Genomic DNA, 16569 nt, shown 5'->3' with positions numbered 1-16569 from the left:
AGTTTTTGTAAAAGTCCGCCTAGCTTATAAAAATAAAATGTTTATTCCAATGATGGCGGCAACAATACTGATGACTAAAACTGCACCTGCACTAATGTCTTTGATGGATTTGGCTTGGGGGTGTTGCTCCATGCTGATATAATCTACTGTTTTTTCTATTGCGGTATTCATCATTTCGGCACCGATTACCATAGCGATACAAATGGCAATAATTAACCATTCCGTTTTATTAATGTTTTGATAATAACCAGTTGCAATAACCAAAACAGTTGCCATTATTTGAATAATGATATGCGCTTCCGTCAATGCCAAGTAAATGCCATTGAAAGCACATTTAAAACTTTTTAGTTCTTTTAAGATAAATTTTTTCATATATTTTTTGATAAATAGCACTTCCCAAAACACCCAGTATGGATGCCATAATAAAAGTAGCAATAAATGTCGCAAAATCCGGTATCGGATGAAGGTAAACTATGAAGGCAATAATTAACAAGGTACTAAACCAATACTTCCATTTTTGGTGTATACTGGCGGTCAAATATGGTTTTGTTTGCCTGCGGAAAATAAATAAGAAAAGAGCAAGTAAACCAAGTAGGGAACTCAATAATTGAAACCATTCAAATAAATAGGTCCTGCCCCAAGTATATTCAAATGATAACATAAGAAGCGCTGAACTTTTACCAAATAGACCATGGGCGTGGGTGAAACTGTCCCAAATTAAGTGAGATAAAATACCAATGATGGCCGAAACTATAAATTGTGTCCAGTGTTTACTCAAATAATCTATCCAGTTTTTATGTGCCAAGTAACCTAGCCTTTTTTGAATAAAAGTGGGAGAATGTAAAAGCAATGGCTTTTTTACAATCACATGAAAGATTACTGAAAATATAAAACAAATGGGAAGTTGATACCAAAAAATGGCACCTACTTCATGGCCGTGTATCCTTTCCATTCTCATGCGTAAAAAGTATTCTAGGTCTGGGGTGATACTCCCAATTATCATCCCTGTAGACGACAAGTTGGAAAACCGTTTATGGCAAAGAGGTAAAATTATGGCAGGGTGACTGAAGGTAAAGGGCATATTTAAATGTTTAATGCTATTCGAACTGTGGTTAAATCTTTATCAATAATGTCTTCCAAATTAATTTCTCGTAAGCAAGTAGCGTTTTTTCCACGTTTATAATGTTGCACTAATTGAGGAAGGTATTCAGGCACTATTAATAAGCAAGTGAATAAATATAATACACCTACTTTATTGTAACTTTTGTTGCCAATTAAAAAGGCAACGATTTCCATTTCTCCAGGCATTTTCATTCCATACCCAAGTAATATATGCTTAATGTCATGCTTGATTAAGTTGGGTTTATAGGTCAATTTATTCTTGCGTAAATAAGCATAATAATGGTAACCTATGGTGTTTTTTGGTAGGTCAACATAGTCGCTATATTGGTACTTCCACGACCTGTTTCTTAATAAAAAGTCGGACAGGTTTGTGGCTTGAATGGTTAGCCATTCAACAATTTTCCATCTCATAATCATTGTTTTTATTTATCGTTTTTGGAAGGAAGTCTATCAAAATTTAGCTTTTTATATGCCAAGTATCCCCCTAATCTATAAGAGGGAATAGACTTCCAGCCTTGCGAGTAAATCTGGTATAAACTAAATACACTTTGGTGTATAGTATTTTCGTCTCTCAATTGTGTGCTGTTATTTTCTCCAATATAGGCTTTGATATATGGTAATGTTTCGGGTCCCAATGAAGCGAGGTAAGGAAAATCAACCTGCGCTGCGTCTAAATGAAGCGGGTTTAAATTATATTTCGCAATTATGCCATTCCAATTGAATAGACCATAAAATGTAAGTAGCCCCAAAAAAGTATAGGCGGTTTTAGATAGTAAATGACTGAAACTGGTTTGTTTTGCAATTTTACGCCCAGTAAAGGCTAATCCGATTAAACACATGATTAAATAAATAAATACACCAATCCTTTTATGAGTTAAGCCCCAGTCTGCTATGTAATTATAGTTTTTAATAGCAATCAGCACTATGAGTATGGCATTTAAAAATAACCATGCATAGCTGAGGTAATGCAAAGTTTTAGATTTTTGAAAATTATTGCTGCCTCGGTAAAGTCCCACAACGATTAGCATAACTAAAATAATAGAGATGATAAGAATGTTTATGCCTTGGTGTACTACTTGGGAATGGGATAATTCACTTGCGGTTGGTGTAAGTATGGTCTGGATGTCAACTACTATAAATCCCAATAATAGCAAGCTGAGCATGCTAACTAATAGGATTCCTAATTGCCATTCAAATGGTTTTTTATCTTCTTCGCTTAGGTATGATTCTTTATAAGGCACCTGGTAGGCGGTATTTATATCAATGGATTCTATTTTTTTGCTTGGTCTGAAATAATAAAAGCCATAGAAACATATGGTTAAAAGAAAATAGGAAATAAAAAAAGGCCATTGTATAAAATCAAGATGAATAAAGGAAGTCAATTCGGCAAATTTTGGACTGGCCGATTGGTATATTTTTAAAAATAAAAGCGAAATAAAAATAGGGAGTATTATCAGTAATAATTTCTGGATTATTTTTTTGGTTTGGTCAGTAGATTTATTAAAATAGCCGACTTTAAACTGGAAGAAATTAACCAAGCCTTTTGCCCAAGAAATAAAACTTTGCAAAATGGAGATAGGGAAACTAGTTTTGGGCTGATAATACACGGCAAAATAGTGAAGTGCCGCTATTATATAAATAGGTAAACCTACATCCAGGTACCATAGGCTTTGTCCCAGTCCCGCCATGATCCATAAAATGGCTGCTGTATACCATGACTTATCATGACGAGTAGGGGAGTTGTAGTAATTTAATCCCACCCAAAAGATTGCGATAAGAAGGAGGTTTAAGCCAAGTAATTGATCATACAAAAGACAATTAAGTAATAGGACTAGTAATAGATATTGTTTCTTTTTCATAATAAAAATTTAATTTAAAAGTGCTTTGAAATTCAAAGTAAATATGTAAAAAAATTATAGGTTATTAATGAGCTTTTCTAAGGCATTAATATGTTTATTAAATGCTTGTTTTCCGAGTGCTGTAATTTGGTAGCTGGTATTTGTTTTTTTTCCAATAAATCTCTTTCTAACCTCAATGTATCCAAACTTTTCAAGTCCCGTAATGTGGGAGGCCAAATTGCCATCCGTCAAATCTAAACTCGCTTTTATTTCTTTGTAATCTACCCATTCGTTTACCAATAGTATCGACATGATACCAAGGCGCACACGACTCTCAAATGCCTTATTTAATGCGCTTATATTACTCACTTTTTTCTATCGTATTTAAAGTACATGATGCTGCCGTAAAAAATATGTAAAATACCAAACCCAATAGACCAAAATATTAAGCTGTTGTTTACAAAATAGGCTGCCAATAAGCCCAGTATTAACTCCGAAATGGCCATGTATTTGATTTCTACATTTAAATATTTGGAAGCATTTAATAAGGCCAATCCATAAAATAAAAGTGTAGCCGGCGCTATTAAAGTAAATGCACCTTGGCGATACATTAACAAGATGAAAATACCACCAAAAATAAGGGGTGTAAATAAGCTTTTTAACAGTTTTATGGTAATGGGTTTATTTAAATGATGGTTTAATTTTTTGGCCTTTAAATAGGTGAAAAGTAATCCAAATCCCAAGGCCAATACCAAGGTGCCTATCGCCGTAAAAAAAAGCGAAATGGCCAAGGTGTGATAAGCTTCATTCATTTTTCCACTAATGGTATGATAAAGGCCTAAATTGAAAAAGTTTTGCATTAAATTTTGCGCCAATAATGCACCCAATAAGGCAATTATCCCTGCTACTATTCCAGATAAACCACTCAATGATAAAAATTTGGTGGTCGACTCCATCATAATGCGGATATCCTTTAAATCTTCAATTGGGGATCGTTTTTCTTTTTCCATAAAAGCACTTTGAGATACAAAGTTAATAATTAATAGATGTGCCAGATTAAACGCCTTCCAAAAAAATGTTAAAATTAGGTGTTTGGAATAAAATACTTTAAATCTACCGTAAAGTAACTACCATTTATTGGCGCTATAACATGGCGATTTACAGATTGGTTGACCCAAACCATTTTTGAATAAACTATCGGCCTAAAGGGAAGGTAATAGGATGCGCCTAAATAAAAAACACCTGCATCTTTTGTCCGGTATTCAAAACCATAATTCGCGTTGACGCCAAATTGTAACCAGTTGGTTGGTGTGCTTTCTTGGAAAAAGTAATTTTTCGTATCTCCTAAATTTACATAGGACCCAACTATTGTAGGGAAAAAACTGATGTTTGCACCTCCAGATGCATTCATGTACCATTGGTCCCCAATTTGAATGTATACCAAGGCATTTATTGGAATATTATAATTGATGAGCTTCGTGTCTGTATTTCCTTGGTAGTTAGAATCTAATGCGTCATAGGATATGTTAAAACGTCGGTTTACATAATTAATCCCAGTTTCAATACTAATATTTTTGGAAATACCATGCCGAATAGTTACACCAGTTACGTACCCTAGTTTTTGAACGATCTCTCCTTCAAAGGAAGGTGTTTCAGTTCTTGCATAGGCTTGCTGGTAAGCCCCAATAAATTTGTTAGGTACAATCGGCTTATATTGAATACCCACATATGTTTTTCCTTTTTGTGAAAAACCACTAAAATGAAGGATAAATGTGAATAAAAAAAATACAATTAAAGTAATGCTTTTCATGTAAGTAAATGTAATAGAATTAGAGGAGAATACAGCGCCTTTTACTATTTGAGCATAGCCATTCAATCAATAATTTGTTTTAAAATAACCAATTAACGCAATTAACATAATAAATAAGAAAAAACCAACAAGGACATAGCGCCCAGTCTTATTAGGGATAAAATTTTTCCTAAACTTAGCGTTGACTTCAAAATTAATCTTTTGTACCAAATCAAATTCTCTGTTCTTTACGGCAAAAAGATATAAAATATCACCTTGGTGGTCTTCTGTATCTTTCTCAAACCATAAGTTAGCAGCAGTCATTTTAGACTCAAATAAATCGGCCTCCTCTTTGCTGTTGAAATTCATGACTTTATAAATTTCATTGCCAGGATGATCTCGATAATTTACTAAATTAAAATTTCCTATTCTCTTACCCATTTTGTATTGTATTCAATTGGTTTTCTCTGCCCTTTTGGCCATTCATAATCTTCTTTAACATAGCCAATGTAAAATAATCCAAGACATTTATCTGCGGCCTCTAATCCCAAAAACTCATTCATTACTGGTTCGTATATAAATTTTGGTGTCGACCAAAAAGCACCTAATCCCCATGCAGTACAGGTAAGATGCATATTTTGAATGGCACAAGCTACCGCTTCAATTTCTTCAATTTCTAATATTTTTCCTTGTGGATCTCTAGCCATTGAAACCGCTATAACAGCACCTGCCATTAATGGTCGGTTCTTTAGTTTATCATATTTTAAAACGTTAATCTCTCGCGCATGCGATTGGTAAGTTTCACATAAAAAATTCCCAAGCTTCTTTCTTCCTTCTCCTGTAAAGACTTGGAATCTCCAAGGTTGCGTCATGCCATGAGTGGGTGCCCAAATAGCATTGTTTAATATCTGTTCAATTTGTTCCTCGTGAATTTTTCGGTCAGAATAAAACTCAGGATAAATAGTTCTTCGGTCTTTTAAAACTGCAGTAATTTCACTTAAATTATGTCGCATCTGATAATTTTTAGCAAATATATTGTTTTTGCTCCTGCAATTTTAATATTAATGGAAGAAAAGTGCTGACAGTTTGGTAGGGGAGACTGACAATATAATGGTTCAAAGGAAGTGTTACTGCCACTTTGTCCTCTTACTGGTTTTGGCAATGTTTTTGGTCTCTGCCAAGCATAAATGTAACGAATCATGGGCAGAAAAGATAAAAATAAAGAAGACTTTACAGAAGAACAAGAGGTTAGAGATGAGAACGCGGCAACGGAAGATGCAGTTGAAGAGAAGGCCGAACCTACGATCGAAGAGAAATATAATGCGTTAAATGATAAGTATTTAAGGTTGTATTCAGACTTTGATAACTTCAGGAAAAGATCCATTAAAGAAAAAGCAGATATTATTGGTAGTGCTTCTTCTAGTGTATTAAAAGATATGTTACCGATTTTAGATGATTTTGATAGAGCGATTGAAAACAATGCAAAATCTGAAGATGTCGACGGATTGAAAGAAGGTTTCAAATTAATTCACCATAAATTAGATAGTACGTTAAAATCAAAAGGATTAGAATTAGCGCCTGCAAAAGGTGAAGTATTTGATCCGGAAATTCACGAAGCAATTACAAATATTCCAGCACCAACTGAAGATTTAAAAGGTAAGGTAGTGGATGTAATTGAGAAAGGCTATAATTTAAAAGGAAAACCATTAAGGTTTGCTAAAGTTGTAGTAGGACAATAAAAGAGAATAAAAGAATGAGCAATAAGAGAGATTATTATGAAGTATTAGGGGTTTCTAAATCGGCTTCTGATGCAGAAATTAAAAAGGCATATAGGAAGCTTGCTTTAAAATATCATCCAGATAAAAATCCAGATGACAAAGCTGCTGAAGAGTCTTTTAAAGAAGCTGCAGAAGCATATGAAATTCTAAGTAATTCTGATAAAAAAGCTAGATATGATCGTTTCGGTCACCAAGGTGTTGGCGGTGCTTCTGGCGGCGGCGGCGGATTTGGCGGTGGGATGGATATGGATGACATATTTAGCCAATTCGGTGATATTTTTGGTGGTGCATTCGGTGGAGGCGGTGGTCGCCAAAGAAGTGGTGGCAGTAGAGTTATTAAAGGGTCAGATTTAAGAGTGAAAATTAAATTGAGTCTAAAAGATGTGGCTTTAGGCGTTACGAAAAAAATTAAAGTCAATAAATTAGTCAATGCTGAAGGGGTAACCTTTAATACATGTACTACTTGTAATGGTCAAGGTAGGGTGATGAGAGTGATGGAAACCATGTTAGGGGCCATGCAAACTCAATCTACTTGTCCAACTTGTAACGGTACTGGTAAATTTATTGATAAAAAACCTAATGGTGCAGATGCTCAAGGTTTGAAACGCCAAGAGGAAATTGTAGAAATCAGTATTCCAGCAGGTGTAGAAGAAGGAATGCAATTAAAAGTTGCAGGTAAAGGTAATGCTGGTCCTTTTAATGGGGTTCCTGGTGATTTATTGGTTGTAATCGAAGAAGAAGTAGATGCAGACTTAAAAAGAGAATCTGAAAATTTACATTACGAGGCCTATGTTAGTTTTGTTGATGCAGCAATAGGTGCAGATATTCATGTGCCGCTAGTGGAAGGAAAAGCGAAAGTTAAAATTGAACCAGGTACACAAAGTGGTAAATTATTACGCTTAAAAGGTAAAGGTATTCCTAGTCTAAATGGCTACGGAAAAGGTGATTTATTAGTACATATAAATGTATGGACTCCTAAAAAGTTATCTAAGTCGGAAGAAGATATATTAGAGTCTTTAAGAAACTCAGAAAACTTTAAACCGCAACCGTCTAAAAAGGAAAAAGGTTTTTTTGATAAAATGAAAGATATATTTCATTAAAAAATCAAGCTTATAAAAAAGCCCTGACAGTAAATGTCAGGGCTTTTTTTTGAAATATAAATTTATAATTGCTTTAAAAGAAATAATTCCCTACCTCTTTTGCATTGATAATCAATACAGGGATTTTTTCGTCATTGGTAATTAAGTCTTGGAAAATTCTATCAAATTGTGGTAATATACTATCTGTGTGATAAGCTATTCCGATTAAATCCCCTTTTACTTTTTTGGTGTAATCTAAAATTTCTTTAGAGGCTAATCGCTTAATCGATTCGGTATGGTATTTTACACCCACGGAATCAAATTGCTCTGTAATTACTTTGAAATGTACCGCTACTTTAATTTTTAACGCAGTATCTTGATGGTTTTCTGCAACCACAAATACTTCCGATTTAGTTTCCTTTGCAACCGCAGAGACTACTTGCTCTACTTGTAAACTTTCTTTTGAAACATCAATTGGAACCACTATTCTTTCTAAGTCTGATGGCTTGTAATCTTTTTGAACGATAATAAATGGAATGTGTGTAGAAGTAATGATTTTTATAGCAAAACTACCAAAAACACGTTGCATTCCTTTGGCGCCATGCGTACCCATAATTACAATAGAAGAACGCAGCTCTTTTCCAGCGGAAGAAATATCACTGAAAATATCTCCAATTCTTACAATAGGGTGAATCAATACGCCTTTATTGTCTGTACCCAATTTATGGATCACTTCTTCAAGTTTTGTTTTTGATTTCTTTACCGCTTTACTTTCCTTTACAACGTGTATTAAGTTTATTTCAGCACTTAATTTTTTTGCAAGTGAAATTGCATAGGTTAATGCAACATCCGCAGCACTCGTAAAATCGTAGGGAACAAGTAAATTTCTTGAATTCATAGTCGTTGTTTAATGGTTAAATATAATATTTTTTAATAAGAACCTTCAGTAGGGTAAGTTTTTTTTTAAATTAAGTATTACCCATTAAAATGTTAATATTTATTATACAATAGCTTATTTATGTTAAAAAGGTACACTTTTTTGATGAAAATTTCCCCTTTTAAAGGAATGGTTTTTTTGAATTTGCAAAGAAAGCAATTTATTGTAAATGTCCATCATTTTGAGGTTAAATAAAGATTGTATTTAAGTTAAGTATTTGGTAGCTAATATTCTTAATGAATGATAATAAGGTTCTATTCTTAACCAGTAAGGTTTAATGGGTGAATTTCCTTGATTGGTCGAAAAAAGGAATAAATATCACTAGTATTTTTAGAATATTTAACATTTAATACCGTAATTTGAATTGTTAAATGATGACAAATGCAAATTCAATTTTTTCCTGAATAAAAAAAAAACTTCAAATGAAGAACCTTTTTTTATTATAAATCGTATGCCTCTTAAGGATATTGAACTTGTTGTGAATTAAAAAATACTCTATGAAAAAAATTTACCTGCTTTTATTAAGCATGCTATGCTTTTTAAATTTTGCTAATGCGCAGTCTGGAACAGAATTTTGGTTTGCGCCACCTGATGTTACCTATTTGCACGCTTCTCCTGGTGGCGTACCGATTTATTTAAATATCTCGACTTTTAGTGGGGCAGCAACAGTTACTATAGATCAACCTGCAAATCCATTGTTTACACCAATTGTAGTGTCAATGGCGGCAAATAGTTCTCACCAAGAAGATCTTTCGATTTTTGTCGCAGACTTGGAGACAACGCCAACCAATTCTATACTTTCTACAGGACTTAGAATTGTATCTACGGATACAATTACCGCTTATTATGAAGTAAGTAATACGAATAATGCAGATATTTTTTCCTTAAAAGGAAGGGCTTCATTGGGACAAGAATTCTATATCCCGCTACATAAACATGATGCTTTTTGGAATGAAGATGGTTTTGCTAGTCCGCATTTAGCTTATGCTTCATTTGACATTATTGCAACAGAAGATAATACAGTGGTGACTATCTATTCGCCAGTAGATGTTGATGGTATTCCTGCATTAACACCCTATTCCATTACTTTACAAATGGGGGAGACCTATTCTTGTGGGAATACAGACCAGACCATGGAGTATTTTCCATACTTAGGTACAAATGCACCCGCATTTTCCATTCCTGCAAATCACCCCTCTGGTGCTGTTGTGATTAGTAATAAGGATATTGCTATTACCATTAAAGATGATTCTAACCACAACCCTTCTGGTGGTTGTTATGATTTACTGGGTGACCAAATCGTACCTGTAGGTATTGTTGGTACTGAGTATATTGCCGTAAAAGGCCAATTGAACGCAACGGGTGACGAGAGTGCTTTTATTCTTGCAACTGAAAATAATACAAAAGTATATATAGACGGGAGTGTTACGCCAACTACTACTTTGTTTGCAGGTCAAACATATAGATATGACATGGATTACTTAAGTACTTCTACTGATAATAGTGTATATATTGAGACTTCTAAACCTGCTTACGTTTCTCATGTTACTGGTTTTGGTTGTGAAGAGGGACAGGCTGTTTTACCTCCTTTAGGTTGTGCCGGTTCTGAACAAATTAGTATTATTCGTTCCACTTCAGAAGCTTTCTTCTTAAATATCATGATTAGAGATGGTAGTGAAGGGAACTTTACAGTGACTGGATCAGGTACAGCGGCTATTAATGCTTCCGATTTTCAATTGGTACCAGGTACTGGTGGTATTTGGCGTGCTGCACGAATTCAATTTAACACAACGGAAATTCCAGTTAACCAATCTCATTTAATTTCTAATTCAACGGATGTATTTACTTTAGCTATCGTGAATGGTGGCGCAGGAACGGGCTGTAGATACGGCTTCTTTTCTGAATTTGCTGCTGAAATTTTATTGGATCCAGGCGTAGATTTTTCTGTTTGTGCAAACGATACAGCTGTGCTAGCTGGAAGTATTAGTGGTGGTACTAATACCGGGGAATGGACAACTTCAGGGTCTGGACAATTCTTGCCTGATGCAACAACTTTAACTGCCGAATACGTACCAAGTCCTGGTGATATTTCTGCAGGTGCTGTAACTTTAACTTTGACCTCTACTGGGAATTGTACTCCTGTAGATGACCAAATAACATTAAACATTACACCCGCTCCTATTATGGATGCAGGTGTTGATTTAGTAGTTTGTGAAAATAATGCCGCGGTGAATTTATCCGCGAGTGTAACCATTGCAGCAGGCGGGATTTGGTCCGGTGGTGCTGGTTCTTATTCTCCTAATAATACTTCTTTAATTACGACTTATAATCCAACCGCTGCTGAATTGACGGCAGGTATACTTAATTTATCCGTGGAATCTACAGGGAATGGAACTTGTAACCCTGAATCGGATGTGGTACAGATTAGCTTTACAGATGCACCGATTGTTAATGCTGGTGGTGACCAAACTGCTTGTGCAAATAATCCAGATGTAACATTAGCTGGTGTAGTAACTGTTGCTACTGGTGGTCTTTGGACTGGTGGAGCAGGTACCTTTTCTCCAAATGCAAATGCTTTAAATGCTGTATATACAGCAACTCCAGCTGAAATTGCTTTAGGAAATGTAACCCTTACTTTAACGAGTGTTGGTAATGGTGATTGTAATGCAGTTTCAGATAATGTATCCATTACTTTTACTAGTGCACCTACAATCAATGCAGGGTTAGACCAAACATTATGTGAAAATAATGCCAATGCAACATTGAATGGTTCTTTAACTATTGCTACTGGAGGGGTTTGGACCGGTGGACTTGGTGTGTTTGCACCTAGTAACTCAAATTTGAATACCATTTATACACCTACAGTTTCTGAAATTGCTTCTGGTAGTATTACCTTGACTTTATCTTCCACTGGAAATGGTGACTGTAATACAGTGACTGATAATTTGATCTTAAATTATACCGCTGCACCGACGGTAAATGCTGGTACAGATGTAGCAGTGTGTGCAAATAATGCAGGGGTAGCCCTTTCAGGTAGTATTGTTGGCGCTGGTGGTGGCGTTTGGTTAGGTGGTGCAGGATCTTTTTCTCCATCTAATAGTAGTTTAACAGCTACTTATACACCAACTGCTGGTGAAATTACTGCTGGCTCGGTTACTTTAACATTGGAATCAACCGGTAATGGAAATTGTATTGCGGAATCTGATGATGTGGTCATTACGATTAATCCTAATCCAATTGTAAATGCTGGTCCAAATTTAACGTCTTGTGCAAATAATCCTACGGTTAACTTAGGTGGTTCTGTTCAAGTGGCAACTGGCGGTGTTTGGTCTGGTGGAGCAGGTGCTTTCTTTTCTAGTGCTTCTGATTTGAATGCGACTTATACACCAACTAATGCTGAAATTACTGCTGGCTCGGTTACCTTAACTTTGAGTTCAACAGGGAATGGTGCTTGTAGCGCAGGGACTGATAATGTAAATATTGTAATAACGGATTCACCAACCGTGAATGCTGGTGTCGACCAAACTGTTTGTGGTAATAACGCGGATGTGAGTTTGAATGGTAGTGTACTCCTAGCGAGTGGCGGGACTTGGACTGGCGGTTTAGGTGTTTTTACACCTAGTAACAATGCTTTAAATGCAGTTTATTCTCCTACTACTAGTGAAATTGCTTCCGGTAGTTTAGTATTAACGCTAACTTCTACAGGGAATGGTGCTTGTAATCCTGAAAATGATCAAATGACGATTAACTTTACAGCTGCACCAACTGCAGATGCTGGATTAGATATCAATGTTTGTGAAAATAATACTGCAGCAAATTTAAGTGGTCTTGTGTCTATCGCAACAGGAGGAATATGGAGTGGCGGTAGTGGCTCTTATTCTCCAAATAATACTGATTTAAATGCTGTATATACTCCTTCAAGTGGAGAGGTTACTGCTGGTCAAGTGCAATTAGTTTTAACGACAACCGGTGTAGGTAATTGTAATGTGGAAAAAGATAGTGTACTGGTAATTATTAATCCAAATCCAATTGTAAATGCTGGAAGTGACCAGACAATTTGTGTAGATAATTTATTAGTTAGTTTATCTGGCTCTATTGCAGGGATTACAAATACTGGAACATGGTCAACTAGTGGTACAGGTTCTTTCTCTCCTAATAATACAAGTTTAAATGCTACTTATATACCAAGTACTGCAGATTCATTAAGTGGGGTTTTTGTCTTAACTTTAACTTCTACTAATAATGCCAATTGTTTACCTGTTAGTGATGACATGACGGTGACGATTTTACCAGCAGGTTTTGCTGCTGCAGGTGCAGACTTAACTGTTTGTGGTAATAATTCAAATGTTTCTTTAAATGGGGTTATTACTGGTGGAGCAGTAGATGGTTACTGGTCAACAACTGGTACAGGTGTCTTTACTCCAAATGATTCTACTTTAAATGCAACTTATATTCCTAGTGCCTTCGATATTGCAAATGGTACTGTGGACATTATTCTAACAGCAAATAGTTGTAACGCAGGTAATGATATGTTTACCGTTACTATAACACCAATGCCAGTTGTAGATGCCGGAACGGATATCTTACCAAGTGCTTTTGATATCGTAGCTGGTAGTTTTGAATTGTCATTCATGACTTCTGGTGCTACTTATTGTGCCGAATCCGCAGATACACTTCTAGTAAATGTGGTGGTTCCTTTAAGTGTTGGATTTACAAATTCAGCAGCTTGTAATGGAAATCCAATGCAATTGAACGATACTACTTTAATAATGACTGGTGCGATAGCAAATTGGGCCTGGGAGTTTGGAGATGCTGATTCTTCCGCTTCACAAAATCCAATCCATATTTATGATGCTGCTGGTATCTATGATGTGAAATTAAAAGTAACTTCTTCTTTAGGCTGTGAATATAGTTTGACGCAATCTGTTGAAGTAGAAAATGGACCAACTGCTGGGTTTGACTTCTTACCTGCTGAACCTTTAATTGGTGAATTAGTTACTTTTACTGACTTTTCTATAGATGCAGTGAAGTTTGATTGGAACTTTGGCGCATTTAATGATACCAGTACACTACAAAATCCGACTTATACTTATAACAGTGTAGGTGCCTATGCTGTAACTCAAATTGTTATTAACGCATTGGGTTGTTCTGATACGATAATGAAAACAGTTAATGTAAACGAAAATGGTGTGTTCCCGCCAGCTGTGCCGTCTGGTTTTTCACCGAATGGTGATCAAGAGAATGATGAGTTACTAGTACGTGGTGGCCCATTTAAAACAGTTAATTTAAAAGTGTATAACAACTGGGGTAACTTGTTGTTTGAGTCTAACACCCAGGACTTAGGATGGGATGGAACTTGGAAAGGTAAATTAATGCCTCCTGGAGATTATGTATATACTGTTTATGCCGAAATGGAAGCAGGTGAGGTGTATAGTTTCTCTGGTAGTATTTCAATCCTTAAATAATCCCTAAAAATGATAAATATGAAAAATATATATACTGTAATGATTAGCTTTTTCTTCCTGAATGTTGGAATGGCTCAAGATTATCATTTTTCTCAATTTGATGTCTCCCCTGTGAGTTTAAACCCTGCAATGACCGGGAAATTTAAGAAAAGAAGTTACAAGTCAAGTGTATTGTATCGAAACCAATGGAGAGCGTTAGCAAATAAACCTTTTTCCAATTTTAATATGAGCTACGAAATGCCGATTAATAGAAGATGGGGCGTGGGTGGCTATATTTCAAATTTTGATGGAGCTAAAGTTTATAATGAATTTAACTTGGTTCTATCTGGTGCTTATACAGTAACCAAATTGTCGAATAAAAAATACATCATCACCACTGGTTTACAAGCTGGCTTTATCAATAATAATATTAATGATAGAGACTTGACTTTTAACAACCAATACCAAAGTGGTGGGTTTAATCCGGATATTTCAAGTCAAGAAAACTTGGTTAAATTAAGTAAGTTTGTTCCCGAATTTAACTTTGGTGTTTACTATAAATATTATGGAAAAGGGGGCTTCTCAAATGTGAAACCTTATGGTGGTTTTTCTGTGTTTCATATCAGTAGCCCTAAACAAGAATTTTTGGAATCTACAGATGAAAAAGCGGCTAGATTACCAAGAAGGTTTGTTTTACATGGTGGGGTTTATATTAAATATACAGAAGAGTTTAATATGGAAGTTAAAATGAGAAATCAATGGCAAGGTAGCGCAAGTGAGTATTACTTTGGATCTGACTTTAATTACCGAGTAGATGTAGCAACAAATACGACCATAAAAGGTCTTTTATATTACCGTGTTAAAGATGCTTTTGTAGCTGGCTTTGGTGTGGAATATAAAAACATGACTTTTGTAACTACTTACGATATTACTACTTCAGGAATTAAAGAATTTAATAATAACAAAGGGGCATTGGAGTTTTCAATCCAATTTTCGCCTCGCTCATTTTAAAAAACTAAGCTAACATACCATTGCGGTCTAAAGTTCTGTATTGTATTGCTTCGGCTATATGTGCCGATAAAATACTTTCTGAACCTGCAAGATCTGCAATGGTACGGGCTACTTTTAAAATCCGAGCGTAAGAACGGGCCGATAAGCCCATCTTGTCCATAGCAAGCTTCAATAATCGATTACCATTGTCGTCTATTTGACAATACTTTTCAATCATTTTGGCTGTCATTTGGGCATTGTAATAAATGCCATTTAACTCCTTAAAACGGTTAGATTGTAAATCTCTAGCGGCAATTACTCTTTCCCGAATGTCTGCGCTAGATTCCCCTTTTTCCTTTTGTGTTAATTCATCAAATCTTACTGCTGGGACTTCAATGTGTAAGTCAATTCTATCCATCAATGGACCGGAGATGCGATTTAAATATCTTTTTACAACATATTCGGGGTCTGAATTCGGGTCGTCTGGATCATAAAAATTGCCACTTGGTGAAGGATTCATAGAGGCTACTAACATGAAACCAGCCGGATATTCCACACTCATTTTTGCACGAGATATGGTCACAACTCTATCCTCTAAAGGTTGACGCATTACCTCCAATACTTGTCTTTTGTATTCTGGTAATTCATCTAGAAATAATATGCCGTTGTGCGCCAAAGAGATTTCACCAGGTTTAGGGTTTGAGCCTCCGCCAACTAAGGCCACGTCTGAAATGGTATGGTGGGGACTTCTAAATGGACGAGTAGTCACAATGCCACTGTTGGCGCTGACTAGTCCTGCCACAGAATGAATTTTGGTGGTCTCAATAGCTTCATTTAAAGAAAGGGGTGGTAGAATAGTGGAGATTCTTTTTGCTAGCATAGTTTTGCCAGAACCTGGCGGTCCGACCAATAAAATGTTGTGTCCACCACTTGCTGCAATCTCCATAGCCCGTTTCACATTTTCTTGCCCTTTTACATCCGAAAAATCAACCGAATAATCCCATTGATTTTTTAATTGCTGGTCTGTTATTTTTAATACCTCGGGCATAATAATACTTTCTCCATTGAAATGCATTACTAAATCCTGTAGGTTTTCAACGCCTATTACTTCAATGCCATTTACTATGGCGGCCTCTTGTGCATTCTGTTTTGGTAGTATTACTCCTTTATATTTGTTTTCCTTTGCCCGAATTGCAATGGGTAAGGCACCTTTAATCCCTCTTAAACCACCATCTAAAGAAAGCTCTCCCATAATGATATAATCTTTGATGGTTGTGGCGCTAATTTGTCCACTCGCTGCTAAAATGCCTATTGCAATAGTTAAATCATAGGCAGAACCCTCTTTTCTAATGTCGGCTGGTGCCATATTAATTGTAATTTCTTTGCCTGGAAATTTAAAACCATTGTTGGCAAAAGCCGCCTTTATTCTTTGGTGACTCTCCTTTACTGCGTTGTCAGGTAAGCCGACTAAATAAAAATTAATTCCTCTCCCAATATTGGTTTCAACGGTAATGGGAATTGCTTCAATACCGTAAACGGCGCTTCCAAATGTCTTCGCTAACATAATCTTTAGTTTTAGTATCAAATAGTAT

The 16569-nt window shown here is 35.7% G+C and carries 15 protein-coding genes; 4 read left to right on the top strand and 11 right to left on the bottom strand.

All coding sequences use genetic code 11. The annotated features are described in order from the left end of the window. Positions 1–24 precede the first annotated feature (24 nt). From DNU06_RS04345 to DNU06_RS04305, 9 genes are all read right to left on the bottom strand, one after another. Positions 25–372: a diacylglycerol kinase family protein gene (locus tag DNU06_RS04345; protein ID WP_111062006.1), complete on the bottom strand. Its 348-nt coding sequence runs from the start codon at positions 370–372 to the stop codon at positions 25–27. Beyond that, the gene (locus tag DNU06_RS04340) at positions 335–1081 is read right to left on the bottom strand and encodes a DUF4184 family protein (RefSeq protein WP_111062005.1); all 747 of its coding nucleotides are present in this window, start codon (positions 1079–1081) and stop codon (positions 335–337) included. The genes DNU06_RS04345 and DNU06_RS04340 overlap by 38 nt, the downstream gene beginning before the upstream one ends. A gap of 2 nt (positions 1082–1083) precedes the next feature. Then, entirely contained in the window at positions 1084–1533 is a 450-nt protein-coding gene (locus DNU06_RS04335; protein WP_158526811.1) for a hypothetical protein, read from the bottom strand. 11 nt (positions 1534–1544) lie between these two features. Next, a complete protein-coding gene (locus DNU06_RS04330; protein ID WP_111062003.1) occupies positions 1545–2981 on the bottom strand; it encodes a DUF4153 domain-containing protein in 1437 nt (478 codons plus the stop codon). Positions 2982–3035: 54 nt separating this feature from the next. Then, the gene (locus DNU06_RS04325) at positions 3036–3329 is read right to left on the bottom strand and encodes a winged helix-turn-helix domain-containing protein (protein ID WP_111062002.1); all 294 of its coding nucleotides are present in this window, start codon (positions 3327–3329) and stop codon (positions 3036–3038) included. Continuing rightward, positions 3326–3970, bottom strand: coding sequence for a hypothetical protein (locus DNU06_RS04320; RefSeq protein ID WP_111062001.1), 645 nt, complete (start codon positions 3968–3970; stop codon positions 3326–3328). Before DNU06_RS04320 ends, DNU06_RS04325 begins: the two co-directional genes overlap by 4 nt. Positions 3971–4044: 74 nt before the next feature. Then, positions 4045–4770 carry a PorT family protein gene (locus tag DNU06_RS04315; RefSeq protein ID WP_146239144.1) on the bottom strand — a complete coding sequence of 242 codons (726 nt, stop codon included), beginning with the start codon at positions 4768–4770 and terminating at the stop codon, positions 4045–4047. Positions 4771–4836: 66 nt separating this feature from the next. Beyond that, positions 4837–5190, bottom strand: a complete 354-nt coding sequence (locus DNU06_RS04310; protein ID WP_146239143.1) for a hypothetical protein — start codon at positions 5188–5190, stop codon at positions 4837–4839. After that, the gene (locus DNU06_RS04305) at positions 5175–5762 is read right to left on the bottom strand and encodes a nitroreductase family protein (protein ID WP_111061998.1); all 588 of its coding nucleotides are present in this window, start codon (positions 5760–5762) and stop codon (positions 5175–5177) included. Before DNU06_RS04305 ends, DNU06_RS04310 begins: the two co-directional genes overlap by 16 nt. A gap of 186 nt (positions 5763–5948) precedes the next feature. Between DNU06_RS04305 and DNU06_RS04295 the strand changes: the two genes are divergently transcribed. Both DNU06_RS04295 and dnaJ read left to right on the top strand, forming a co-directional pair. Further along, positions 5949–6488 (top strand): nucleotide exchange factor GrpE, encoded by a 540-nt coding sequence (locus tag DNU06_RS04295; RefSeq protein ID WP_111061996.1) that lies wholly within the window; start codon positions 5949–5951, stop codon positions 6486–6488. A 14-nt stretch (positions 6489–6502) separates the two neighbouring features. Continuing rightward, complete coding sequence (gene dnaJ, locus DNU06_RS04290; protein ID WP_111061995.1) at positions 6503–7627, top strand: molecular chaperone DnaJ; 1125 nt, start codon at positions 6503–6505, stop codon at positions 7625–7627. 73 nt (positions 7628–7700) lie between these two features. Here dnaJ and DNU06_RS04285 read toward each other — a convergent pair whose 3' ends face one another. Further along, positions 7701–8504, bottom strand: a complete 804-nt coding sequence (locus DNU06_RS04285; protein ID WP_111061994.1) for a universal stress protein — start codon at positions 8502–8504, stop codon at positions 7701–7703. Positions 8505–9040: 536 nt separating this feature from the next. Between DNU06_RS04285 and DNU06_RS04280 the strand changes: the two genes are divergently transcribed. Further along, on the top strand, positions 9041–14008 hold the full coding sequence (locus tag DNU06_RS04280) for a PKD domain-containing protein (RefSeq protein ID WP_111061993.1): 4968 nt from the start codon (positions 9041–9043) through the stop codon (positions 14006–14008). An 18-nt stretch (positions 14009–14026) separates the two neighbouring features. Next, positions 14027–14998, top strand: a complete 972-nt coding sequence (locus tag DNU06_RS04275; protein WP_158526810.1) for a PorP/SprF family type IX secretion system membrane protein — start codon at positions 14027–14029, stop codon at positions 14996–14998. 4 nt (positions 14999–15002) lie between these two features. Here DNU06_RS04275 and DNU06_RS04270 read toward each other — a convergent pair whose 3' ends face one another. Continuing rightward, positions 15003–16541 carry a YifB family Mg chelatase-like AAA ATPase gene (locus DNU06_RS04270; protein ID WP_111061991.1) on the bottom strand — a complete coding sequence of 513 codons (1539 nt, stop codon included), beginning with the start codon at positions 16539–16541 and terminating at the stop codon, positions 15003–15005. Positions 16542–16569: the final 28 nt, after the last annotated feature.

The organism is Putridiphycobacter roseus (assembly GCF_003234935.1).
GTDB classification, from domain to species: Bacteria; Bacteroidota; Bacteroidia; order Flavobacteriales_D; family Crocinitomicaceae; genus Putridiphycobacter; species Putridiphycobacter roseus.
This window is presented reverse-complemented; position numbering and strand designations above follow the sequence as displayed.

What these genes read in the sequence shown, in the direction of transcription:
- DNU06_RS04345 (WP_111062006.1), bottom strand. Translation starts at nt 372, where the DNA reads ATGAAAAAATTTATCTTAAAAGAACTAAAAAGTTTTAAATGTGCTTTC.
- DNU06_RS04340 (WP_111062005.1), bottom strand. Translation starts at nt 1,081, where the DNA reads ATGCCCTTTACCTTCAGTCACCCTGCCATAATTTTACCTCTTTGCCAT.
- DNU06_RS04335 (WP_158526811.1), bottom strand. Translation starts at nt 1,533, where the DNA reads ATGAGATGGAAAATTGTTGAATGGCTAACCATTCAAGCCACAAACCTG.
- DNU06_RS04330 (WP_111062003.1), bottom strand. Translation starts at nt 2,981, where the DNA reads ATGAAAAAGAAACAATATCTATTACTAGTCCTATTACTTAATTGTCTT.
- DNU06_RS04320 (WP_111062001.1), bottom strand. Translation starts at nt 3,970, where the DNA reads ATGGAAAAAGAAAAACGATCCCCAATTGAAGATTTAAAGGATATCCGC.
- DNU06_RS04315 (WP_146239144.1), bottom strand. Translation starts at nt 4,770, where the DNA reads ATGAAAAGCATTACTTTAATTGTATTTTTTTTATTCACATTTATCCTT.
- DNU06_RS04310 (WP_146239143.1), bottom strand. Translation starts at nt 5,190, where the DNA reads ATGGGTAAGAGAATAGGAAATTTTAATTTAGTAAATTATCGAGATCAT.
- DNU06_RS04305 (WP_111061998.1), bottom strand. Translation starts at nt 5,762, where the DNA reads ATGCGACATAATTTAAGTGAAATTACTGCAGTTTTAAAAGACCGAAGA.
- DNU06_RS04295 (WP_111061996.1), top strand. Translation starts at nt 5,949, where the DNA reads ATGGGCAGAAAAGATAAAAATAAAGAAGACTTTACAGAAGAACAAGAG.
- dnaJ (WP_111061995.1), top strand. Translation starts at nt 6,503, where the DNA reads ATGAGCAATAAGAGAGATTATTATGAAGTATTAGGGGTTTCTAAATCG.
- DNU06_RS04285 (WP_111061994.1), bottom strand. Translation starts at nt 8,504, where the DNA reads ATGAATTCAAGAAATTTACTTGTTCCCTACGATTTTACGAGTGCTGCG.
- DNU06_RS04280 (WP_111061993.1), top strand. Translation starts at nt 9,041, where the DNA reads ATGAAAAAAATTTACCTGCTTTTATTAAGCATGCTATGCTTTTTAAAT.
- DNU06_RS04275 (WP_158526810.1), top strand. Translation starts at nt 14,027, where the DNA reads ATGAAAAATATATATACTGTAATGATTAGCTTTTTCTTCCTGAATGTT.
- DNU06_RS04270 (WP_111061991.1), bottom strand. Translation starts at nt 16,541, where the DNA reads ATGTTAGCGAAGACATTTGGAAGCGCCGTTTACGGTATTGAAGCAATT.